At 68.7% G+C, this 22,028-nt stretch carries 23 protein-coding genes and 1 pseudogene; 18 read left to right on the forward strand and 6 right to left on the reverse strand.

The window, feature by feature from the left end:
- Positions 1-17: 17 nt before the first annotated feature.
- The 10 genes from HKK72_RS03715 (at position 18) to HKK72_RS03760 (ending at position 11,404) form a co-directional block, all read left to right on the forward strand.
- Complete coding sequence (locus HKK72_RS03715) at positions 18-2,381, forward strand: nitrate- and nitrite sensing domain-containing protein (RefSeq protein ID WP_187232803.1); 2,364 nt, start codon at positions 18-20, stop codon at positions 2,379-2,381.
- A complete protein-coding gene (locus HKK72_RS03720; RefSeq protein WP_187232804.1) occupies positions 2,374-2,799 on the forward strand; it encodes a roadblock/LC7 domain-containing protein in 426 nt (141 codons plus the stop codon). Before HKK72_RS03715 ends, HKK72_RS03720 begins: the two co-directional genes overlap by 8 nt.
- Positions 2,796-3,146, forward strand: coding sequence for a DUF742 domain-containing protein (locus HKK72_RS03725; RefSeq protein WP_187232805.1), 351 nt, complete (start codon positions 2,796-2,798; stop codon positions 3,144-3,146). Before HKK72_RS03720 ends, HKK72_RS03725 begins: the two co-directional genes overlap by 4 nt.
- Positions 3,127-3,729 (forward strand): GTP-binding protein, encoded by a 603-nt coding sequence (locus tag HKK72_RS03730; protein ID WP_187232806.1) that lies wholly within the window; start codon positions 3,127-3,129, stop codon positions 3,727-3,729. The genes HKK72_RS03725 and HKK72_RS03730 overlap by 20 nt, the downstream gene beginning before the upstream one ends.
- A gap of 78 nt (positions 3,730-3,807) precedes the next feature.
- Positions 3,808-5,484, forward strand: coding sequence for a dynamin family protein (locus HKK72_RS03735; protein WP_187232807.1), 1,677 nt, complete (start codon positions 3,808-3,810; stop codon positions 5,482-5,484).
- Positions 5,485-5,502: 18 nt separating this feature from the next.
- Positions 5,503-6,138, forward strand: a complete 636-nt coding sequence (locus HKK72_RS03740; RefSeq protein ID WP_187232808.1) for a hypothetical protein — start codon at positions 5,503-5,505, stop codon at positions 6,136-6,138.
- On the forward strand, positions 6,135-8,033 hold the full coding sequence (locus HKK72_RS03745) for a dynamin family protein (RefSeq protein ID WP_187232809.1): 1,899 nt from the start codon (positions 6,135-6,137) through the stop codon (positions 8,031-8,033). The genes HKK72_RS03740 and HKK72_RS03745 overlap by 4 nt, the downstream gene beginning before the upstream one ends.
- A 67-nt stretch (positions 8,034-8,100) precedes the next feature.
- A complete protein-coding gene (locus HKK72_RS03750; protein WP_187232810.1) occupies positions 8,101-10,239 on the forward strand; it encodes an Hsp70 family protein in 2,139 nt (712 codons plus the stop codon).
- 12 nt (positions 10,240-10,251) lie between these two features.
- Positions 10,252-10,824, forward strand: coding sequence for a hypothetical protein (locus tag HKK72_RS03755; RefSeq protein WP_187232811.1), 573 nt, complete (start codon positions 10,252-10,254; stop codon positions 10,822-10,824).
- 160 nt (positions 10,825-10,984) lie between these two features.
- Positions 10,985-11,404, forward strand: a complete 420-nt coding sequence (locus tag HKK72_RS03760; RefSeq protein WP_187232812.1) for a DoxX family protein — start codon at positions 10,985-10,987, stop codon at positions 11,402-11,404.
- Between the two features lie 146 nt (positions 11,405-11,550).
- Here the strand turns inward: HKK72_RS03760 and HKK72_RS03765 are convergent, their stop codons facing one another.
- Both HKK72_RS03765 and HKK72_RS03770 read right to left on the reverse strand, forming a co-directional pair.
- Complete coding sequence (locus HKK72_RS03765) at positions 11,551-12,504, reverse strand: aldo/keto reductase (protein ID WP_187232813.1); 954 nt, start codon at positions 12,502-12,504, stop codon at positions 11,551-11,553.
- 183 nt (positions 12,505-12,687) lie between these two features.
- Positions 12,688-13,131: an SRPBCC family protein gene (locus HKK72_RS03770; protein WP_187232814.1), complete on the reverse strand. Its 444-nt coding sequence runs from the start codon at positions 13,129-13,131 to the stop codon at positions 12,688-12,690.
- Positions 13,132-13,206: 75 nt separating this feature from the next.
- Here HKK72_RS03770 and HKK72_RS42615 point away from each other — a divergent pair.
- The 4 genes and pseudogenes from HKK72_RS42615 to HKK72_RS03785 form a co-directional block, all read left to right on the forward strand.
- Positions 13,207-13,458: pseudogene (locus HKK72_RS42615) on the forward strand (sigma factor); the annotation flags it as partial.
- On the forward strand, positions 13,374-13,664 hold the full coding sequence (locus HKK72_RS40580; RefSeq protein ID WP_261986527.1) for a hypothetical protein: 291 nt from the start codon (positions 13,374-13,376) through the stop codon (positions 13,662-13,664). The pseudogene HKK72_RS42615 and the gene HKK72_RS40580, both read left to right, overlap by 85 nt.
- A gap of 377 nt (positions 13,665-14,041) precedes the next feature.
- Positions 14,042-15,121 carry a glycerophosphodiester phosphodiesterase family protein gene (locus HKK72_RS03780; RefSeq protein WP_187232815.1) on the forward strand — a complete coding sequence of 360 codons (1,080 nt, stop codon included), beginning with the start codon at positions 14,042-14,044 and terminating at the stop codon, positions 15,119-15,121.
- A 208-nt stretch (positions 15,122-15,329) separates the two neighbouring features.
- Positions 15,330-15,968, forward strand: a complete 639-nt coding sequence (locus tag HKK72_RS03785) for a TetR/AcrR family transcriptional regulator (protein ID WP_187232816.1) — start codon at positions 15,330-15,332, stop codon at positions 15,966-15,968.
- 62 nt (positions 15,969-16,030) lie between these two features.
- Here HKK72_RS03785 and wrbA read toward each other — a convergent pair whose 3' ends face one another.
- Positions 16,031-16,645, reverse strand: coding sequence for an NAD(P)H:quinone oxidoreductase (gene wrbA, locus HKK72_RS03790; RefSeq protein ID WP_187232817.1), 615 nt, complete (start codon positions 16,643-16,645; stop codon positions 16,031-16,033).
- 249 nt (positions 16,646-16,894) lie between these two features.
- Here wrbA and HKK72_RS03795 point away from each other — a divergent pair, with 249 nt between their 5' ends.
- Entirely contained in the window at positions 16,895-17,341 is a 447-nt protein-coding gene (locus HKK72_RS03795) for an SRPBCC domain-containing protein (protein WP_187232818.1), read from the forward strand.
- Complete coding sequence (locus HKK72_RS03800; protein WP_187232819.1) at positions 17,338-17,691, forward strand: ArsR/SmtB family transcription factor; 354 nt, start codon at positions 17,338-17,340, stop codon at positions 17,689-17,691. The genes HKK72_RS03795 and HKK72_RS03800 overlap by 4 nt, the downstream gene beginning before the upstream one ends.
- Positions 17,692-17,792: 101 nt before the next feature.
- Here HKK72_RS03800 and HKK72_RS03805 read toward each other — a convergent pair whose 3' ends face one another.
- Complete coding sequence (locus HKK72_RS03805) at positions 17,793-18,632, reverse strand: alpha/beta fold hydrolase (RefSeq protein WP_222720289.1); 840 nt, start codon at positions 18,630-18,632, stop codon at positions 17,793-17,795.
- Positions 18,619-19,107 carry a hypothetical protein gene (locus HKK72_RS03810; protein WP_187232821.1) on the reverse strand — a complete coding sequence of 163 codons (489 nt, stop codon included), beginning with the start codon at positions 19,105-19,107 and terminating at the stop codon, positions 18,619-18,621. Before HKK72_RS03810 ends, HKK72_RS03805 begins: the two co-directional genes overlap by 14 nt.
- Positions 19,108-19,263: 156 nt before the next feature.
- Here HKK72_RS03810 and HKK72_RS03815 point away from each other — a divergent pair, with 156 nt between their 5' ends.
- Positions 19,264-19,722 (forward strand): SAM-dependent methyltransferase, encoded by a 459-nt coding sequence (locus HKK72_RS03815; protein WP_187232877.1) that lies wholly within the window; start codon positions 19,264-19,266, stop codon positions 19,720-19,722.
- A 541-nt stretch (positions 19,723-20,263) separates the two neighbouring features.
- Positions 20,264-21,568: an alpha/beta hydrolase domain-containing protein gene (locus HKK72_RS03820; RefSeq protein ID WP_187232822.1), complete on the forward strand. Its 1,305-nt coding sequence runs from the start codon at positions 20,264-20,266 to the stop codon at positions 21,566-21,568.
- Positions 21,569-21,608: 40 nt separating this feature from the next.
- Here the strand turns inward: HKK72_RS03820 and HKK72_RS03825 are convergent, their stop codons facing one another.
- Positions 21,609-22,025: a carboxymuconolactone decarboxylase family protein gene (locus tag HKK72_RS03825; RefSeq protein ID WP_222720290.1), complete on the reverse strand. Its 417-nt coding sequence runs from the start codon at positions 22,023-22,025 to the stop codon at positions 21,609-21,611.
- Positions 22,026-22,028: the final 3 nt, after the last annotated feature.

A 22,028-nucleotide genomic window follows, 5' to 3' on the forward strand; every position in this document is an offset into this window, starting at 1 on the left:
CGGAATGGACATGACGGATGAGCTCGCCCCCACCGATCCGCTCGAAGCTCCTCAGAATCCTGCTGATCCCGCTGATATCCACGGTCGCTCTTTGGGGGTTCATCGCCTACTCCAGCGTCGATGAGGTCGTGCGGGTCTCCCAGACCCAGGACCGCTGGGAGATCATCGGTTCACCGGTGCTGCAATTGATCGTCGAGCTTCAGCGGGAGCGCCAGTTCTCCGCCGAGGCCGTCCGCGGTACCGGAGCCGACCAGCCCCTGGCAGCCCAGCGGCGGAACACCGACGCCAAGGTGGAGCGCCTGCGCCAGGTGATCGGGTCGGTCGACCTCCAGGCCGGGACCGCCGGCACCCCCGCTCAGGTGCGGACCCTGGTTCAGGCGCTGGACGGGCTCGGGGGGCTTCGCGCGTCAGCCGACGGCGGCGGGCTCACCCCGCCGCTCAAGGTCATCGAGGCGTACAACGAACTGATCGATGTCGCCACTCGGCAGTTCAGCGACCGTGACGCACTGAGCGACGTGTCGTCCTACCGCGCGGTGCGCGGCATGTCCGCCTACAGCACCGGCGCCGAGTACCTGGGCAGAGAGCACGCCGTGCTGACCAGCACGATCGTGCACCGCAAGATGACTCCCACCGATCGCGCGGCGTTCATCGCCGCGTTCACCAGCCGCAGGATCGTCTTCGCCAACGCCGGCCGGGACGTGGGGCCCGACATGCGGACGTACTACCAGGAGCTCGTGAACAGCAGCGCTTACAAGCGGCTCGTGGCCGTGGAGGACGCGCTCTTCGTGTGGGACACCGACGGCGCGCCCCCGGTGGACCCCGCCGAATGGAAGAGCGACGCCGATACCGTCCTCGGCGCGATCAACCGGGATACCCGGCGGGAACTGGTCCGCGCCGCGGCCGAGGCGCAGGAGCTGAAGGCCGGTGCATACTGGCGGCTCGGGATCGTTCTGATTCTGGGCCTGATCGCGGTGATCGCGTCGGTCGTGCTGTCCTACCGGTTCGGCCGTTCCATGATCAGGGAACTGCAGCGGCTTCAGGTCTCGGCCGTGGAGCTGGCCGAGGAGCGGCTGCCGCGGCTGGTCGAGCGGCTGCGCCAGGGCGATGACGTGGACCCCGATACCGAGGCCCCCGACCTGGACGCCGCCGACACGGCCGAGGTCGACCGGGTCGTGCACGCGTTCTCCGCCGTGCAACGCACCGCGGTCGAGGCCGCGGTCGGTCAGGCGACGCTCCGCAAGGGCTTCGGCCAGGTCTTCCTCAATCTCGCCCGGCGCAACCAGGCGCTGCTGCACCGCCAGCTGACGCTGCTCGACGCGATGGAGCGCCGTATCGAGGAACCGGAGATCCTGGAGGATCTCTTCAAGGTCGATCACCTGACCACCCGGATGCGGCGGCACGCGGAGAACCTGATCATCCTGTCCGACTCGGCCCCCGGCCGCAGGTGGCGCAACCCGGTGCCGATCTTCGATGTCGTGCGCAGCGCGGTGTTGGAGGTCGAGGACTACACCCGCGTCACCGTGGCCCCCATCCCGCAGGCCCCGCTGTTGGTGGCCGCGGTGGTCACCGACGTGATGCACCTGATCGCCGAGCTCGTGGAGAACGCCACGGTCTTCTCACCGCCCAACACCGTGATCGACATCAGGAGTACGGCGGCCGCCAACGGCTTCGCGGTGGAGGTCGAGGACAGGGGTCTGGGACTGAGCCGGACCACCCTTGAGGAGCTCAACGCGCGGCTCGCCGAGCCGCCGGAGTTCGACCTGGTCAACAGCGACCGGCTCGGCCTGTTCGTCGTGGCCAGGCTCGCGGCCCGGCACGGCATCAAGGTCGTCCTGCGGCCCTCGCCCTACGGCGGCATCACCGCGATCGTGCTGCTGCCGGCGAGCCTGCTCGCCACCAAGGATTCGCCGGCCGCCGAGGCCGCGTCGCATCACCTGGGTCGGGCCGGGCACGCCCTTCCAGGCCGGCCCCTGCGGGCGCTGATGGCGCCGGAGGCGTGGCCCAGGGAGCCTTCCGTCGCGGAGGAGCAGATCGCGGCCCGCGCCCCGGGTGCCTCGCCCTCGTCCCCCGTGCCCTCCTCCCCGTCGTCCTCATCGGCGTCGTCCTCATCCGCGTCGCCCGCGTCCCCGGTGCAGTCGACCGTGGTCGCGCCGGGCCCCGACGAGGACCTGGACGGGCTGCCGATGCGTGTACCGCTGGCCAACCTCGCTCCGCAGCTCCGCGGCGCACGGTCGCAAGAGCAGCGGGACGTCTCCATGCGATCTCCCGACGAACTGCTAGAACTCATGTCGTCCATGCAGCGAGGCTGGCAGCAGGGCCGTAGCCAGGTTGAGCAGGGGCAGGACATGGGGAACAGAAAGGACGACCATCCCGATGCCTGACCCCGGAACCGAACTGAACTGGCTGCTCGACGACCTGACCGAACGCATTCCCGGTGTCCGCCACGCCATCGTGCTGTCCGCCGACGGACTGGCCATGGGCGGCTCACGGAAGCTGACCCGGGAGGACGCCGAGCACCTGTCCGCCATCTCTTCCAGCAGCCACAGTCTCGCGCTCGGCGCGGGACGGCACTTCGGCCTCGGCGGCGTGCGGCAGACCATGATCGAGCTGGAGGGCGGCTTCCTGTTCGTCACCGCGGCCGGGCAGGGCGCCCGGCTGGCCGTACTGGCCGCGGACGACGCCGAGGTCGGAATGGTCACCTACGAGATGGCGCTCATGGTCAAGCGAGTCGGCGAGCACCTGTCCGCGCAGCCGAGGGGGGCGGCTCCGGCGCCCGCGTGGAACGGCGAGAGGTCGTGACGGTAGAGGACCCCGGACCGCTGATCAGACTCTTCGGGCTGACCGGGGGCCGTGCGCGCCCGCTGGGGGAGAACTTCGATCTGGTGTCCATCGTCACGACCGTCAGCACGTACTCCGAGCCGGCGCACCTGACCCCGGAGTATCGCGGTGTGCTCTCCGTGTGCCACCGGCCGACTCCGGTGGCGGACGTCGCGGCGCGCCTGAAGCTGCCGCTCAACATCACTCGTGTGATCCTGGGCGATCTGCGGCGCCAGGGCCTTGTGACCATCGACCCACCGAAGCCGGTCGCGCAGACGATCGACGAACACACCTACAAGGAAGTGCTGCATGGACTACGCAGCCTCTGAGCCGGACGTCACGGACATCACCTCGGCGTTGGCTCTCAAGATCCTCATCGCCGGTGGCTTCGGAGTCGGCAAGACGACCATGGTCGGCACGATCAGCGAGATTCGGCCGCTGCACACCGAGGAACTGCTGAGCGAACAAGGCATCGGGGTCGACGACACCTCGGGCGTGGAGTCGAAGACCACGACGACCGTCGCGCTGGACTTCGGCCGCATCACGATCCGCGACGGTCTGTGGCTCTATCTGTTCGGCACCCCGGGCCAGGACCGGTTCTGGTTCATGTGGGACGAACTGACCACAGGCGCGCTCGGCGCCGTCGTGCTCGCCGACACCCGCCGCCTGCAGGAGTGCTTCCCGGCCGTCGACTTCTTCGAGCAGCGCGGAATCCCGTTCCTGGTCGGGGTCAACTGCTTCGACGGGGCCCGCCGCCACGACCCGGTGAAGATACGGCGGGCGCTGGGGCTGAACGGGAATGCGCCCATCGTGCTCTGCGACGTGCGTGACCGGGAGTCGGTCAAGGAAGTGCTCACCACACTGGTCACCTACGCGGTGGAGGGCGCTCCCAAAGACCCCCACCCGGTCTGAATGGATGGCGACGCGTTCCAAGCGCGGGCATTATTGGACTTTGCTGGTCAGAGACGAGCGACGCGGGGTGGGCAGCGGGTGCGTGATGGCGAGAATCATCTGCCGATTTCGGCGACGGTACTCGCCAAGGACGCCCTTTACGAGTGCGCGACGCTCCTGCCGGACACCGGCGATCCCAGCCGTGAGCTGGGCCGTACGTTGCGGATCGCGGCCGAACGTCTCGATGAGCCGATGCGGCTGGCGGTGGTCGGGCAGATCAAGCGCGGCAAGTCCACGCTGGTCAACGCGTTGCTCGGCCAGGAGGTGGTGGCCACCGCCCGGCGTGAGCTGACGTTCAACGTCAACGAGCTGCGTCATTCCCCCGTGGAGAATGTGACGCTGCACTTCCGGGACGGGCGGCCCCCGGCGTCCATCCCGCCCGCCGAACTGTCGGACTGGACGGTGTACGACTCCGGGCGGCTGGACGAACTGCGTACGATCAGCAAAATCGAATTCGGGCTGGACAACGAATTGCTGCGCAGCTTCCGGCTGATCGACACCCCGGGCCTGGGCAGCGTGCACGGCGACGACTCGGCGGCGACGCTGGCCAAGCTCGGCATCGACGATCCCGCCGAGCGGTACCATCTGCAGCCGCTGCTCCATCTGCTCAGCCGGGACGTATCGGCCGTCCACCGCGAGAGCGCGGACGAACTCGATCGAGCCGACGCCGTGCTCTATCTGTTCAGCCGGGGTCTGCACGAGCAGGACCGCAGGACGCTGTCGGCGTTCGACGAGGGGTCGGGCAACTCGCTCACGCCGCTCAAGGCGTTCGGCGTGCTGACCAAGTGCGACGACGACTGGCCTCCGGATCCCGGCGGCGTGAACGCCGCCGATCCGCTCGCCCACCACCCTGTGGAAGAGGCGCGCAAGCGTGTCCACGAGTACCTCGACGAGCCGGCCATCAGCCGGATCTTCTACACGATCGTGCCGGTGGCGGCACGGGTCGCCACCGGAGCACAGTGGCTGGACGCCGAGCGGTTCGGCCGGCTGCGGGAACTGTCCCGTCTCGACCCCGTACGGCTGGTGGAAGAGCTGTCCGACGAGGGCGAGTTCGGCTCGGCCACGGGCGGTCCGGTGCCGGCCGCCGCCCGGCGCGAGCTGATCGACCGGCTCGGTGGGTGGGGAGTACATCTGGCGTGCGGCGCGCTCCGCGACGGGCTCGGCGACGAAGAGGTACGCGACCACCTCGTGCGGCAGAGCGGTGTGGCCGAGCTGCGCGAACTCGCCCTGCGCCACTTCGGCAACCGCAGCATGCTGATCAAACTGAACCAGGCCGTACGGTCGGTCCGCGCCGAGCTGGCGCACTATCGCGAGCGGATCGGGCCCGACACCGGGCTGCGCGCGGTGGCCGAACAGGTGGGGCGGCGGATCGAACGGCTCGAACGCTCCGAGCACCGGTTCGCCGAGCTGAAGGCCCTGTCCGCGCACTACCGCGGCCGGCTCACCGGCTTCTCCCCCGGGGAGGTCAGGCAGCTGCTGGAGGTGACGGGAGAGCTCGGAACGCATTGTGCGGCACGGCTGGCGTTGCCGCCCGACGCCTCACTCGGCGACATGAACGCGGCCGTCCAGGAACGGATCCGGTACTGGGCGTCCCGCGCGAATGACCCGATCCTGGCCGGCAACAGCAGGCAGGTCGCCAGGATCATCCAACGCAGCTACGACGGGATAGCCGAGCGGGTACGGCTCGCCCAGCGATTCCTGGAGATGGCGGACTGATGGCGAACCGGGTGGGCGATGGGCTGGCTTGATTTCTTTCGATCGCTGCGTGGCGACCGGCCGGCGGAGAGCGCCCGGCTGCTGGCCTTCGAGACCACGCTTCAGGCCGCCGAGCTGGCGGGCGAGGGCGGTCCGCCCGGGCTCGAGCAGATGAGCACTCCGAGCATGCTGCACGCCGCGCGGGGGCTGCTGGTGACGGTGAACGAACGGCAGCGTGCCGATACGCAGCGTGCCGAGGCGCTCCGGGTCGAGCTGGCGCGGCTGCGCGCCGAGAACGCCGCGTTGCGCCGTCGTCTGCCAGCGCCGGGGCCCGAGGCGGATGAGGAAGAGCCGGCCGAGGTCGAACCGCCACCGATCGTGCACACGCTGATCGACATCTCCGACCGGGTCGCCGGGCTGAGAGACAGCGTGGAGCCCGCGGTGACCCGCTGGCTGCTGGACCGGATCACCGAGGCGCTGGCCGACGCCGGGGTGAGCGCCATCCGCGAGGAGGGAGCGGTGGACACGACCCGGCACGCCGTGCTGGGCGTCCGGGCCACCGCCGATCCCGAGCTGGTCGACCGGATCGCCGAGACGGTACGGCCGGGCTACCGCTGGAACGACCAGGTGCTGCGGCCGCAACAGGTGATCGCTTATGTGGAGGACGGCCGATGAGTCACCCCGGATTCGAGGCCGTACGCACGGACGTGCTGGCGCTGTGCAATGAGCTGGGCAATGGGCTGAGCAATGGGCCGGGCGATGAAGCGGGCGACGAGCCGGGCCGGATGAGGCCGCCCGCTACGTCCCTTCAGGAACTCGACGCGGTACGGGCCGAGCTGGCCGCTCCGTTCTACGTGGTGGTCTGCGGGGAGTTCAGCCGGGGCAAGTCCAGCATGCTCAACGCACTGATCGAACGGCCCGGCCTGTTCCCTGTGGACACCGCCATCACCACGTCCGTGGTCACCGAGCTGCGCTGGGGTGAGCGCGAGACGGCGACCGTGGTGAGCGGCGACGGCGTCCTCACCGAGAAAGAGGTGCCGGTCGATCAGGTGGCCGACTTCGTCACCGAGCAGGGCAACCCGGGCAACCGGCAGCGGGTGCGGCTGGTCCGGCTGACCGCGCCGATCGAACGGCTCCGGCACGGCCTGGCGCTGGTGGACACGCCCGGCATCGGCAGCCTCAACGTCGAGCACGCGATGGCCACGTATGCCTTTCTGTCCAAGGCCGACGCCGTGCTCTTCGTCGGCGCCGCGGACGAGCGGATGAGCGCCGCCGAGCTGTCGTACCTCAAGGACGCGATCGATCGGTGCCCCACCGTGATCACCGTACTGACCAAGAGCGACAAGCTGGTCGACCCCGGCCCGGCCGGTGAGGTCTCCGTCGCGAGGGAGCGGATCGCGCAGATCAGCGGGCTCGCGGCGGACGAGGTTCACGTCGTCGGGGTTTCGGCTCGCCGCAAGATGACGGCGATCGAGCGCGGCGACCCCGGGCGGCTCCGCCGGTCGGGGTTCCCTGAGCTGGAAGAGCTGCTGTGGCGCCGGCTGGCGGTGACACTGGGCGCCGAACGGCTGCACGGCGCCTTGGACGTGCTGCACGAGGTGGTCACCGCGATGGCCGCGCCGGTGAGCAACGAGCTCGCCGCGCTGGCCGGTGACCAGACGCTGCACGACACGCGGGCCCGGCTGGAGGAGCTTCAGGAGCGCGCCGGGCGGCTCGCCTCTCGTACCGCCGACTGGCGGCAGGACCTGGCGGCGGCGTTCCAGGTCGCCGTACTGCCGGTTCAGGAGCACCTCGACGCGGGTTGCGAGGGGCTGCTGGCGGACTTCCTCGCGAACGTGCATGTGGACCGCTACCTGGACGATCCGCATGCGCTGGTCAGGAAGGCGGCGGTCACTCTGGTGGACGTGATGCAGCGCGCCGAAGCGGAGCTGCGCGCGGCGGCCACCGGCACGGCGGCGCGGACCTCCGAGCAGACCCGGCTGCCGCTGGCGGTCGACGTCCGGCTGGCCGATCGTGATGAGGCGGTGTCGCTCGAGCTCGCCGGCGGCTCCGACCCGAACCGGGACTCGGGCGGACGGTTCATGACGCTCTTCAACAGCGCGGGCATCGTGGGCGGCATCGGGGCCAGCCTGGGAGCCATCGGCGGGCTCCTGTTCCCCGGTGTCGGCGCCGTGGCGGGCGTGGCGGCCACCGTGATCGGCAATCTCGTCGGCCTGTTCATGGGGTTCCGCGAGTACGCCGAGAGGGCCCGCCTGCAGCGGCAGGAGCGCGCCGAACTCCTCATCGACGAGGTGCTGCCGCTCCTGCGGGAGCGGGTCGACAGCGTACGCACGATCTTCACGGAATCGGTCGAGGCCACCCGCGAGTCGCTGCTCGCCGATTTCGACGCCCGCATCGCGGCGACACAGGAGTCGCTGGCCGGCTCCATCGCGGCGCTCGAGGAGCTGCGCTCGGCCACTGAGCTGCAGCGGTCGAGCCGCCATGCCGAGCTGGTCATCCGGCAGCGCCGGCTACGGGGCATCGAGGATCGGCTGGCCGCCGTGCGACAGCGGATCGGGACGTTCGGCTGAACATCCGCGCCGGCCACGGTGGGGCGAGCCGCGACAAGGGTCATGAAGAGGGTCATGGAGGAACGGCGTGGGACTGGTCTACGGGGTCGACTTCGGCACCTCCAACTCGGCCATCATGGTCGGCCGCCCCGGGGGCAGGGTGCTGCGGGTACGCAACCCGGTGCAGAGCCTCTACGAGGTGCCCTCCGCCGTGTGCCTGAGGGCCGACGGCACCATGGCGGTCGGCAGCGTGGCCACCCGGATGAAGCTTCAGCGCCCGGCGTACTTCCTGGACGAGTTCAAGCGGCATGTCGGTGATCCGATCCCGCACACGTTCCCGCCGGAGAACCCGTCGGTGTCAGCTGAAGGCCGGGCGTACCCCACATACCGGCTCGTCGCCGAGGTCCTCGGCCTGCTCAGAGAGCAGGCGCTGCTTCAGGTCTCAGGACGGCCCGACCTGGTGGTGCTGACCGTCCCGGCCTCCTGGCAGGAGAGCAACCGCGACCACATGCGCCAGGCCGCCGAGCACGCCGGCTTCTCCCTCGAGTCCGTACGGCTGGTGACCGAGCCCGAGACCGCCGTGGCGTACGCCCTCCACGAGCAGCTCGGCCTGGAGGAACGCACGCTGCTGGTGTACGACCTGGGTGGTGGCACGTTCGACTGCGCGGTGGTCCGCGGCCGCGACCACCTCAGCTACACGGTGCTCGGCGAAGCCGGTGGCCTGGAGGACGTCGGGGGCGCCGAGTTCGACCGGCAGATCCTCAAGCTGATCGCGGAGCGCTTCCCGGAGGAGACCGAGCGCGTGCTCGACCCCGCGGCGCGCGACGCCTCCACCCTGGCCGATCGGCTCAAGCTCCTGGAGAGCTGCGAGTCGATCAAGCGGACCCTCTCGGCCGAGGAACGGTTCAGCGGCGTGCTCACCGAGCTGGGCATGAACGCCACGTTCGAGCTGACCCGGGCCGACCTGGCGGAACTGCTCGCCCCGCTGCTGGCGGAGACCCTGCGCGAGTGCACGCGGGTACTGGAGGCGGCCGGCCTGAGCTGGTCGGACCTCGACGCCGTCGTGCCGGTCGGTGGCAGCAGCCGCCTTCCCCTGGTCGCCGAGACCATCGCGCGGCACACCGGCGCCGACCGGGTCCCCGTCTACAAGGTCGATGACCCCGAGCTGGCGGTGGCCCACGGCGCCGTGCTGCACGCCTACCGTCTGCAGGCGGCCGCCCGGCACCAGGCTCCGCCGCCGCGCCCCGCGCCCGACGATGCGATCCCGACCCCGGCGAACGCGCCGCTGGAGAACACGGCCCCGGAGAATTCGGCTACGGCCGTACGCGATGGAGGGCCTGCGACCGGCGACGCGGCTGCGCCCTCAGGCGAGGCGGTCCCCGGGCCGGGCGGCGCGGCCTCGGGCGACGCGGTCCCGGCCCCATCCCCTGCCCCGAGCGCTGGAGTCGTGGCGGCGGACGGATCCGGAACGGACGCCGGCGATGCGCCCGACACCCCACCACCGCCCGGATCGGGCGAGCGGCCGGCGCCCGTCACGTTCCACGCTTGGAACATGCGGAATGTCGCCTGGGCGTGGCGGTGGGAGCACGGGGCATGGTTCGCGGCCGCGCTCACCATGATCGTGGCCGTCGTCGACTTCGGCGACTGGTTCACGTCGAAGGACCCGGGGGGCCTCGTCACCCAGGGACGGCTGACCATGAGCGTCAGCGCGCTGGCGGCGGTCAGCGGCGTCGTGATGCTGATCGCGGCCCGGGCGTTCGACCGGGCCCTGCTGCCCTGGGGTGGGATGGTCGTCGCCGCGGGCGCCATGTCAGGCGTCGCGGCGATCTATCACTTCCTGGACGGATGGCCGGCCAAGGTCGGTCTGGCGGTGCTCATCGTCATCACGGTCGTCGCCGTCGTCGTCGCGAAGGGCGGCGTCTCGTCGAGGCACAGGTACATCCACGAGCTGACCGTCGACCACCTCGGGATCACCATCGCCACTATCAGGGGACGGCAGCGCCGCATTCCGTGGGGAGAGATCCGAGCGCTGGAGCTCGACCGGTTCCGCCGGCTGGTCGCCAAGCCGGTGTCCAGACCTGCGGCCCTTCAGTACTCACCGCTCATCTACAGCTCGTCGGACGACCACCTGGTGCTGTTCAGCCGGCATCACTTCCCGGCGCCCGACGAGGTCGCCGGCGCGCTGCGACTGCACGGCGGCGATAGGGTCGGCGAGCTCTGGAACTAGAGGAGGTGACCGATGCCCGTACCGAGCAGTGCGGGTCCCCCTGACGTCTGGGAGGACCTCTGGGCCAACCTGTCACCGGTGTGGCGGCGAATCCTGGCCGGCACCGACACCGATACCGCCCCTCCCGGCGGGCCGATCCTGCGACGCCGCCGCATCACGACCGACTTCGAGTGGGTAACGACGTTCGAGCCGCTGCGGTGGCTGCCGGCCGTGACCGAGGCGCTGCTGTGGGACGTGAACGGAATGGATCTGGGGCCGCTGACGGGACGGTCCTGGGATCTCCTCCAGCTCGCCGGGCCCGCCAACGTCGATCTGGCGCAGCTGCGCGGCACTGCGATCCGCCGCCTGACGCTGTCGAACGTGGACGTGAGGAACATGTCGGCGCTGCGGGACGTCCCGGGGCTCGAGTCCCTCACCCTCGCTCACGGCGACTTCGGCGCACTGCCGCCCCTGGCCGGCCTGACCGAACTGGTGATGTACGCCGAGGTCGAACTCGACCTCACCGCCGTGCGCGGGTATCCCGGCCTTCAGATGATCAACGTCGATGAGCCGTACTTCCCACCGTTCGGCCCCGACGAGGAATGATCGCCGGCCTGCGGCGGTCGAGGTGTTCGTCGGCTCTCCAAAAGAATTCTCCGCACCGTGTCGATTCGCCCGTCTCGCGCTCGACGCGTACGTGAAGGCAGGCGGTTCGGCCACAGCTGACCTGGCCGGATCGCATCGCATCACACGGAGGGAAGACGACATGACGGCGATCAACACCCAGGCGGCACCGGGTACGACGGCGACCACGCGGCGAGCCGCGAACATCGCATTGTGGGCGGCCCAGATCTTCATCGCGGCGTTCCTGCTGTTCGCCTCGGCCGCACCCAAGTTCGCCGGCCAGCAGGACGCGGTCGAGACCTTCACCAAGATCGGCTGGGGCCAGTGGTTCCGGTACGTCACCGGCACCGTGGAACTCGTGGGCGCGATCGGCCTGCTGATCCCGCGGCTCGCCGGCCTCGCCGCGCTGGGGCTCATCGGGCTCATGGCGGGCGCCGTCCTGACTCAGCTGTTCGTGCTCGAGCCTGTTTGGGCGCTGCTGCCGATCGCCTACGGCGTCATCCTCGCTCTCGTCGCGCGCGCCCGCCTCCCGCAGCTCACGGCCCGTACCGGCCGGCACTAGGACCGGGCCCCCGCCTCCCCGCGAACGAACCAGGCATGCCCGCGAACGAACCGCCACCTGACCGGGAGCTTCACCGAACTCCCGGTCAGGTCGTAGCCGCCCGACGGCGGGCCGGGCCCTCTCGCCGGGCGGCCCGGATCAGGCCGTCAGTAGCGCGCGCCGACGACCTTGTCGGCGAGCGGGTTCAGGACGGCCAACTCCTCGGCGGTCAGCGTGACGTCGAGGGCCGCGACGTTCTGCTCCAGCCACTTCACCCGCTTGGTCCCCGGGATCGGCGCGACGGGCACGCCCAGCCGGTCGGCCTGCGCGTACACCCAGGCGATGGCCACCTGCGCGGGCGCGACGCCACGTGCGTCGGCCACCGACCGCACCGCGTCGACGATGGCCTGGTTGGCCGTTCCAGCCTCGCCGGTGAAGCGCGGGTTGCGACCGCGGAAGTCCTTGTCGTCCAGGGCGCTCGTGTCGACGGTGCCGGTGAGGAAGCCCCGGCCCAGCGGCGAGAACGGCACCAGGCCGACGCCGAGCTCACGCATCGCGTCGAGCGCGGTGGTCTCCACGTCGCGGGTCCACAGCGAGTACTCGCTCTGCACCGCGGTGATCGGGTGCACCGCGTACGCCCGGCGCAGCAGGTCGTTGTCGACCTCCGACAACCCGAGGTGGCGCACCTTGCCCTCGGCGACCAGTTCGGCCATCGCGCCGACGGTCTCCTCGATCTCCGCGGTCTGCGGCGGACGGTGCAGGTAGTACAGGTCGATGACGTCGACGCCGAGGCGCAACAGCGACGCCTCGCATGACCGCTTGACGTAGGCGGCCTCACCGCGGATGACGCGCCCGCCGTCGCCGAGCGACCGGTCGATGCCGAACTTCGTGGCGAGCTGCACCTCGTCGCGCCGTCCGGCGATCGCGCGGCCGACGAGCACCTCGTTGTGGCCCGCCCCGTAGATGTCCGCGGTGTCGAGGAAGGTCACGCCGAGATCGAGCGCGCGGTGGATCGTGGCGATCGACTCGTCCCAGTCGGCGTGGCCGTACCACTCGCTCATGCCCATGCAGCCGAGACCTTGAGCCGAAACGGTCAGCTCACCGAGCGTGGTCGTTCGCATGCGTCAGTGCTCCTTCTGCGCCGCGGGGAACGCGGCGCCGATTCATGTAGATCTTGTTGTCGGGCGGCCGCACACTCATCCACCCTACGAGCTGGAGTGCACTCCAGGACAAATCGGGTCCGGCCTCTTGATCTACGGGCACGGTAGGTCGGTCGACATCAGCCGTACGGCGACGGACTTTGGCTATTCGTGGCCTTCGAGAAGGTTCTTCAAGTTGCGATAGCTGATCGGCGCGCCCTTCTGGGCCTGTCGGCGGACGAGGGGTACGAGCGCCACGCCGACTCCGTGTCCTTGGAAGTCGAGGGTGAAGGTGACACGTGAGCGTGCGCCGTCGTCGAGGGGTTCGACGGTGATGTTCGCCGTCGGCCTGATCGGTCCATCGACGCCTTGAACGGTCCAGCTCCTTGGAGGCGTGGTCTGCGTTATCTCCTGAGTCATCGCCCGTTCGACGCCGCCGATGCGACGAGTCGTGGTGAACCGCGCCCCGATGGCGGCCGGGCGGCCTTCTTCCATGCGTACGGTCACCACATCGTCCTGCCACTCGGCGAACCGGGTGGGGTCGGTGACGTACGCGAAGACCTCGTCCGGTGGACGGGCGATCTCGATCGTGGACACGATGGGCGGCATGGTGTCGCCTCCTTGTTACATCCGGCTGCTCCGGTTCGTCAGTGCCATGACGGACGGTGAGGCGGGAAGGTAACGGTGGACGATCACGACTGGCTGGCGGAGCGATTCGAGGCGCACCGCGGTCACCTGCGGGCGGTGGCCTACCGGATGCTCGGCTCACCGGCCGAGGCCGACGACGCCGTACAGGAAGCGTGGCTACGGCTCAGCCGCTCCGATGCCGGCGATATCGACAATCTGGGCGGATGGCTGACGACCGTTGTCGGGCGGGTCTGCCTGGACATGCTGCGCTCGCGAAAGTCGCGGCGCGCCGCGGCGCACGCGCCGCGGCCGAGCAGGCGCTCACCTTCTCGGGCCGTGCCCGGTTCGCGCGACTGGCGGTGGTGGACGGAGCCGTGGGGATCGCCGTGGCCGTCCATGGCCGTCTCTCCACGGTCATGACCTTCACGGTCATCGACGGGAAGATCGCGGAAATCGAGGTGATCGCCGACCCCGTACGTCTGCGTCGGCTCGACTTGGCGGTCATTCAGGACTGATGGCGGGTCCGGCTTGTCCCGCCGGACCCGCGGGACGAGCCGGCATCCGTCAGGCCCTGTGCGGAGGAAGGTACGGCGTTCCATCGGCGATGTCTCCTGACGGGGGGACGAAGACGATCCGTTGATTTCCGTGCCGCGGCCCGGCCGAGCGTAGGAACGGCAGGCGAACGAACGACCGCGTACGCCGGAACACCTGACGTCCAGGCCGTGAAGACCGGTGCGCGAGGGCCGGGGGTCAGGACGGAGGCCGTCGCGGGTGTGCACCGGCACATTCGGCGAACGTTCACGACCCCATCACGTCGAGGCCACGAGGCGGGGTCGGCCGGCGATCTAGCGTCGTCGCGCATAAATAAACCGAATAGAACTGAGGTTTCTTGATGTCCGTAAGTCGCGTGCTGGCGAGCCTGGCCGTGGTGCCCGCTCTCGTCGCGCTCGTCGCACCAACCGCCGGCCACGCCTCAACGGCCGACAAGCCCGGCGTGGTGCACCCCCAGAAGACCCACTTCGACCTGCAGGCCCACCGCGGTGGGCTCGGCCTGACCACCGAGGAGTCGCTGGAGGGTTTCACCAAAGCCCTGCGCCTCGGAGTCAGCACCCTGGAGCTGGACACCCACGTCACCAAGGACGAGAAGGTCGTCGTCAACCACGATCGGCAGATCAGCGCGACGAAGTGCCGCGACACCAGGCCGGTCACGCCGGGCGACGCGATGTACCCGTACGTCGGGAAGTTCATCAAGGACCTGACCCTGGCTCAGATCAAGACCATGGACTGCGGATACCAGCAGCTGCCCGGTTTCCCGGAGCAGGAGGTGGTCAAGGGCTTCCGGATGGTCGAGCTCAAGGACGTGTTGAACCTCGTCAAGAAGGCTCACGCCAAGCAGGTCGAGCTGAACATCGAGACCAAGGTCGAGGCGGGCGCGCCGGAGCAGACCGCGCCGCGTGAGCTGTTCGTCCGCCGGGTGTACGAGGAGATTCACCGCTCGGGGATCGAGAAGCAGGTCACCATCCAGTCCTTCGACTGGGGCGCGCTGAAGGAGATGCACCGGCTCGCGCCGCGCTACCCGCTGGTGGCACTGACCAACTACGACTTCGTCCAGAAGCCCAAGCCCGGCCCCTCGCCGTGGCTCGGCGGGATCAACCCCGACGACTTCGGCGGCGACATGGTGAAGGCCGCCGCTTCCATCCGAGGCGTCACGGCGATCTCTCCGGTGTACGGCTCCCCGCAGGACGGAAAGATCGGCGACTCGGGCTTCCGCTTCTGGGTCGATCGGGCGATGGTGTCGCACGCGCACGCCCAGGGCCTGAAGGTCATCCCGTGGACCTGTGACGACCCCGCCACCATCGGAGCCCTGATGGACATGGGCATCGACGGCATCATCACCGACTACCCGAACCGCGTCCGGCAGATCATGGCCGAGCGCGGCATGAAGCTGCCGAAGGCGTACAAGCTGCACTGACACACGCGACGGTCTCCGGGCGCGGCGGGCGATCCGCCGTACCCGGAGGTCGTCGGGCTGACCACCGCCCTGAGACCGCCCCTGAGAGGGCGAGGCCCGTCGGGTCGCCTTCACCCGGTGACCGGGCACGGAGCCATACGACTCCTTGGCCGAACCTTGCCCGTCAGCTGGTTACCAAGGCGGCATTTGCCCTTCTACCTTCACTTTCATGGCTTCTTACGGTCTCATGGGCGATACCACGCGGGAGCTGGAGCTGCTCGAGCACATCGCGACCCGGCTGTTCGCCGCCCTCGGCTACGACGGAATCTCCCTCAGCGAGATCGCCAATGCGGCCGGGCTGGAGGTCACGCGCGTCAACGAACTGGTCGGTGGCAAGCAGGAGCTCTACCTCGCGGTGCTGAAACGGCTCTACCGGTCCAGCGAGGAGGTGCTGGAAAAGGTACTGATCGGCGCCACGGAGAGCCCGGAGCAGTCGGCCCTCGTCCTGCACCGAGTGGCCGACCACTATCTCGACTTCTGCCTCGAGAACGCGGACGCCGTCAGGATGTCGATGCAGCGATCCCTCTCCGATGCCGGACACATCGAAGATGTCGAGACCAAGTACATGCGGCCTCATCTCCAGCTCATCAGCGAGAGTCTCCGGCCGGCCGTGGCCGCCGGCTACATCGACGAAGAGGACATGATCTTCCTCCTGTGGACCATGCAGTGGAGCATCCACGGCTTCTGCCAGGGCGGAATCCTGGACGAGAACGGCATCCGTACCCGCCGGCCGCCCGTTGTCACCGGGTTCCGGCGATATCTCCACCGGCTGGTCGATCACACTCTGACCCTGCCCGAACCCCGGTGAGCAAAGACCGGTGCCCCCGCCCAGGCGATGTGGACGGGGCACCGTGAAGTTCCCTGTCGCGATCAGACGTGCGACAGGCCGTACTGGTAGGCCGCGGCGACCTCGACGGTGCGCTTGGTCTGGAACTCGATGGCGGCGAGTTCCACCTCACCGGGCATGACCTCGCCGTTGCTGGACGTGTGGCTCGTGCCGTACGGGTTGCCCATCTGGAACTGGATCGGGTCCGCGTAGCCCGGCGGCACGATGATGGCGCCCCAGTGGTAGAAGGTGTTGTTCAGCGCCAGGATCGTCGACTCCTGCCCGCCGTGATGGGTCGACGACGCGGTGAACGAGGTGACCACCTTGTTGATCAGCTTGCCCTGACCCCAGAGCGGCCCCGTGGTGTCGATGAACTGCTTCATCTGCGCGGCCGGGAGCCCGAACCTGGTCGGGGCCCCGATGATGAGGACATCCGCCCACTCGAGGTCGTCGTGGGTCGCCTCGGCGACGTGCTGCGTGGCCAGGACATGCTCGGCCCAGCCCTTGTTCGAGGCGATCGCCTCCTCCGGAGCGAGCTCTCTCACCTTGCGCAGCCGCACCTCGGCGCCGGCCTTCTCCGCAGCGGTCGCAGCCGCCTTGGCGAGCTCGAAGACGGTACCGGTGGCCGAGTAGTAGATGACGGCGACGTTCAACGACATGTCCGTAAATCCTTTTCTTTCAGTGGCAGGCGGCGTTCACCTGCTCTGACGTTGAACAGAGTTGAAGATTCAATCATTCCCCAGGGGTCCGCTACCTGCCCCGATGGCATGACGCCTCTCCAGGGCGACCTCAGCGCGAGTGCGCGAAAATGGCGGCGCTCATCGAAGTGCAACTCGCGGGTTGCGCCTGGATAGAGGATGTGCAACTCTAGAGTTGCACATCGGATCGCGGCAACGAAGGAGTCCCTCATGAGCGAGGATCGGATCGAACGTGAAACCCTGATCGCGGCACCTCTGGAGCGGGTCTGGCCGCTGGTGGCCGAACCCGGGTTCTGGGTGGCAGACGAGGGGAGCGTGGCCGGCACCGTGGCCGAAGAAGGAGAGTCGATCGTGGCGAAGAACGCCGAGTACGGCGACTTCCCGGTACGCGTGGAGAAGGTCGAGCCGCCGACGTACGTGGCGTACCGCTGGGCCAGCGCGTTCTCCGGCGAAGAGCTGAGCGACGACAACAGCACCCTCGTGGAGTTCACGTTGGCCCCGGAAGGCGACAAGACGCGGCTGCGCGTCGTCGAGAGCGGGTTCGCGGCGCTGGCAGGGTCCGAGGATCTGCGCCGCCAGGCGGTGAAGGACAACACCGCCGGCTGGCCCCAGGTGCTCGACGCGTTCAAGAAGCGCGCCGAACAGTCATCCGCGTGACCGACGAACGTCGGGGCGCCGTCGAGGCGATCGACGGCGTCCTCGTCGCGCTGGCCGACCCGACGCGGCGTCAGCTGCTCGATCTGCTCGCCGCACAGGGCGAGGCCACCGCGACGACGCTCGCCGAACGACTTCCCGTCTCACGGCAGGCGGTGGTCAAGCACCTCGCCGTCTTGGACGTCGCCGGGCTGGTCTCCGGCAGCCGGATCGGCCGCGAGGTGCGGTACGCGGTGCGGCCTGCGGCGCTGGACGCGACGGCGCGGTGGATGGCCGAGCTCGCGGCCGACTGGGATCGGCGGTTGGCGAAGATCAAGCGCGTCGCCGAGGCGGCGGAGCGGGATTCACGCTAACGCGGTCGCCGAGGCGGGCAGGAAGGCCGGATACGGTCGCCTCGTCACCGAGGTGAAGGACTTCACCCCGAGGCGACCGCCTTCCATGAGGCTTTACGGATTCACGCCGATGGCGCGCTGCCCGGACCGTTCGCTGTGAGGAAGTCCGTTACGAGCTCGGCGACCACCTTCGGCTGCTCGCCGAGCATGTTGTGGCCGGCGTCCAGCTCCTTGACCTGAACGTTGGACGGCATGTCGGCGAGGTCGCGGCGTACCCCTCTCCTGAACGCCTTCATCAGCTCTCCGCCCGACATCCCCGGCGGGTCCTGGGTCGGGATCAGCACCAGCGCGGCACAGGTGACCTGACGCAGCAGCGGAATCGCGTCGCGGAACTCCGGCGTGTAGCGCACCGCTTCGAGGAGTTCCGCGCCGGGCCGGGCGTACGTTTCACCGTCCTTTTCGATGAGGGCCCTCGTGGGGAACATCGCCTGGAACTCAGCGGGGAGCGGCCGGCCCATGCTGGCGGCCTGCGCGTCGAACGTGGCCTTGAGTTCCGCCAGCTCCTGATCCCTCGCGATCGGATCCATCCCCGGATAGTTGCCGGTGTCGTTCTCAGCGGACCGCAATCCGTCCAGGTTGATGATGCCCGGGCATTCGGGATGGCGCCGGGCCCACAGTACGGCGAGCATTCCGCCCAGCGAGTGCCCCACGATCGCCGGGTTGCCGAGGTCGAAATGCTTCACCACGACCTCGATGTCGTCCAGAACTCTTTCCCACTCCCACGACCCGTCGCCGGACAGGCCGTGGCCTCGCAGGTCCATGGCCACGGCCCGGTGGTCTTTGAGTTCCAGCGCGTCCCAGGCTTCCAGGGTGCCGCCGAGCCCGTGGAGTAGGAGCACGGGTTCGCCGGGCCCGCCGAAGTCCCGTACGGCGAGGGAGATCTCGTGGTCAGTGATGGTCACGTCGTGCGGCATATCGCTCCTGAGGTCGGTTCAGCCGTTCGTGAATTGATTCCGTGGTCACTCCGCCGCCCGGATGCCGGTCGAGCTTCGCGCGTTTGACGAGGTCGTGAACTCCCTGCCGCGTGATGCCGAGCATCGCCCCCGCCGTGGCGAACGGCACCGCGTCCTTTCCCGGATGGCCCACACGTCTGGCCACCGCCCTGCCGAAGGCCGTGCGCCACCACTCGTCGGGTGGGTCGAACGGACCGTCCCCGGGAAAGACCGCCGCGATCAACCGCGCTGCCGTACGGACCGCGAGACCGTTGTCGGGACCCAGCAACTGCGCGGCCCACACCTCGGCCTCGATCCGCAATCGCCGTCTGACCGGATCCACCTGTTCATCCGAGCCGAACAGGATCTCCAACGGATCGACGATCCGCCGCTCGATCAATCCGACCAGCTCACCGGCCAACGCGACGTGCTCGCCCGTACTCACTTGACAGACGATAGCAAGTACTTGCTCATATTCGTCAAGTAGTAGTTCTTCAGCTCGACCCGTGACCTCGGTCGACGCTCGGCGGACCTGCTCGGCACGGGCGGTCGCGAACCGGTGGCGTAGCCCGGATCGTTACCTTTCGGACCAGGCTGATAGATCGCGCAGGAGCAGAACCTGAGCGCCCGTACCGTCTACGCCGACATCGACCCGCTGGTGCTGGTGCACGGCCGCGCGATCCTCGCCGACAACCCTGAGACCAGGGTGGTGGTCGGCGATGTCCGGGAGCCGAAGACCATCCTGGGGCACGACGAGGTGATCGGGTTCCTCGACTTTGAGCGGCCGATGGCGCTGATGCTGGTCGGGATGCTGCACTACCTGTCGCCTGACATCGGCGACCAGGTCGTGGGTACGCTGCGGGACGCCCTCGCCCCCGGCAGCTACTTGTTCATGACCTCGCTGGTCGACACCGGGCTGCCCGCGCAGCAGGAGCTGGCACGGATCACCCGGGAAAAGTTCGAAAAGGGCTGGGCCCGGACGCCTGAAGAGATCGAACGCCATTTCGGGGACCTCGAGCTGGTGGAGGCCGGACGGAACGCCGACCGGCCCTGGCTGTAGCGGCGGCACCGCCATGACGGCGCCCGTCCCACGTTCTGCGTGGGGTGGGCGCCGATCGGTCATCGCGCGCTAGGCCTGGCCGCGATGTCGGGATGTTTCCTCCTTGACGATCTTTCCTGAGGATGTTTATATTCGATTACCGGAAACTTATTTCCACATCGCGAAATCTCCCGCATGGGGAGGCGAGCATTGCTTCAGCCCTGATCATCAACTCCCAGGCCGGAACATCGACTCGACCTCGACCCTCTGCCCCTTCGGCCGGTAATCAGCCACTCACGTCGCCATTTCCTGGCAGCACCCCTGGGTACACGCCACGACTCGTGCCTGGAGCGGGTTCTGCCGGCCGATCAATACCTGCCTTGAGGCGACAGCCTGACTCGATAGGAGCGGCATCATGCGCGTCTCGCTTGCGCGAGTCCCTTTCCCCATGCCGAGATGTTTCGCGACCATCGCTGTATTCCTGGCGACCCTCCTGGTGATGCCTCCGGCCGGGGCGGCCGCGCAAGTCGCGCGGTCGGCTGCGGAGGTGCCCGCCCCTGTCGTGATCGGGCCGGTTACGGCGAGTGCGTCCCCCGGGGACCCGTCACGCGACTACCCGTTCTTCGCCTCGACCCGCGACCTGGCGAAACTCGGCTACGTCGAGCAGGAGTTCTTCCTGCAGGGCACGGCGAACCGCTACAGCACCCCACCGGCACAGACGGGAAGCATCATCAGTGAGGATCACTCCTACAAGACGCGCCTGATCGTCCGTCGCCCGGCCTCATCCGCCCGTTTCAACGGAAAGGTGGTGGTCGAGTGGCTCAACGTGACCAATGGCCATGACCAGGAGCAGACCTGGTACGAGATCGACGAGCACCTCCTGAGCGCCGGGTACGCATGGGTCGGTGTCTCCGCGCAGCGGGTCGGGGTCAATTACCTCAGAACTTGGAACCCAGCCCGTTATGGGACGCTCGATGTCGGTCAGCGTGACAAGTCAGGGACCGAGACCATCACCGACGACGCGTTGTCATACGACATCATGTCCCAGGCCGCGCAGGCTCTCCGGGCACCTACCCGTATCAGTCCACTCGGCAGGCTCAAGCCGCAGGTCATCATCGCCACCGGGCATTCGCAGTCGGCCAGTCGGCTCTCCACCTACGTCAACTCGATCCAGCCGCTGTCCCGTGCGTTCGACGCGTTCGCGCTGGAGGGCTCCCTGGCCAATCCCATTCGCGTCGATCTCACGGTGCCGGTGTGGAAGGTCCTCTCTGAGTACGACGTCGAAGCGCTCGAAGGACGCGTCCGCCGGCCCGACGAGGGGCTCTTCCGCAGCTGGGAGGTCGCCGGGACATCGCACAACACCCGGCGGGCCCTGGATGCCCGCGTACCGCTCCAACGCCGTGACATCGGCACGGCCCAAGAGGACTCCCTCGACTGCACGGAGCCGATCGGCACCACGGTGCCGTTTCACCATGTCATGGCCGCGGGGTTGGAGCGGCTGGTCCGATGGGTGACTCATGGCACGCCGATGCCTTCGGCGCCGCCGCTCGTATTCGCTTCAGGGCCGCCCGGTCAGCTCGCTCGGGACCGGTTCGGCATGGCTTTGGGGGGCATTCGCCTCTCCCAGGTCGCAGTTCCCATAGCGACGAGTAACGGCACTAACAGTGGTCCTGGAACATGCGACCGCTGGGGCTTCACCGTCCCGTTCGATGATGCGAAGTTGGCCGCGCTCTATCCACGCCACGGTGGTTATGTCTCACGGGTCGCCAAGGTGACAGGGCAGAACCGGCGTGCCGGCTTCATCCTGCCGGGCGATGCGGCGCGGACCATCAGCGAGGCCGCACGGTCCCCGATCGGCACGAATTGAAAACATTCGGCCGGAGTCCGGTGCGGGCCAGTCGCCATTCTCACCAGGGCTCCTCGGCTGCACGGGCCTCCTGGAAGACCTGCTGGGCGATCCGGTAGCCGTCGAAGGCACGGGCGGCGCCGGCGTACGCCTCGATGTGGATGAAGGCCTCGACGACCTCTTCCGGGGTGACTCCGTTGTTGAGTGCGATGCGGAGCTGCCCGCGCAGTGGTTCGAGCGTGCCCAGGATGGCGGCGATCGTCACGGAGATGAGGGCCCGGGTGCGCGTGTCGAGGACGTCAGTGCGTGGCCACGCGTCACCGAAGGTGTGCAGCGTGGCCAGGCGCTTGAAGTCCGCGCCGTTGGCGGGCTCACCCGGCCCGGGTTCCAGGAACTGTTCCAGCCTCATTCCGAGCAGCCGTGCGGCCGTGTCGAGTGCGGCCGCGTAACCCGGTTCCTTCTCTTCGTTGTCGGCCACGGT

It is taken from the genome of Actinomadura sp. HBU206391, assembly GCF_014323665.1.
Classification (GTDB): domain Bacteria; phylum Actinomycetota; class Actinomycetes; order Streptosporangiales; family Streptosporangiaceae; genus Actinomadura_C.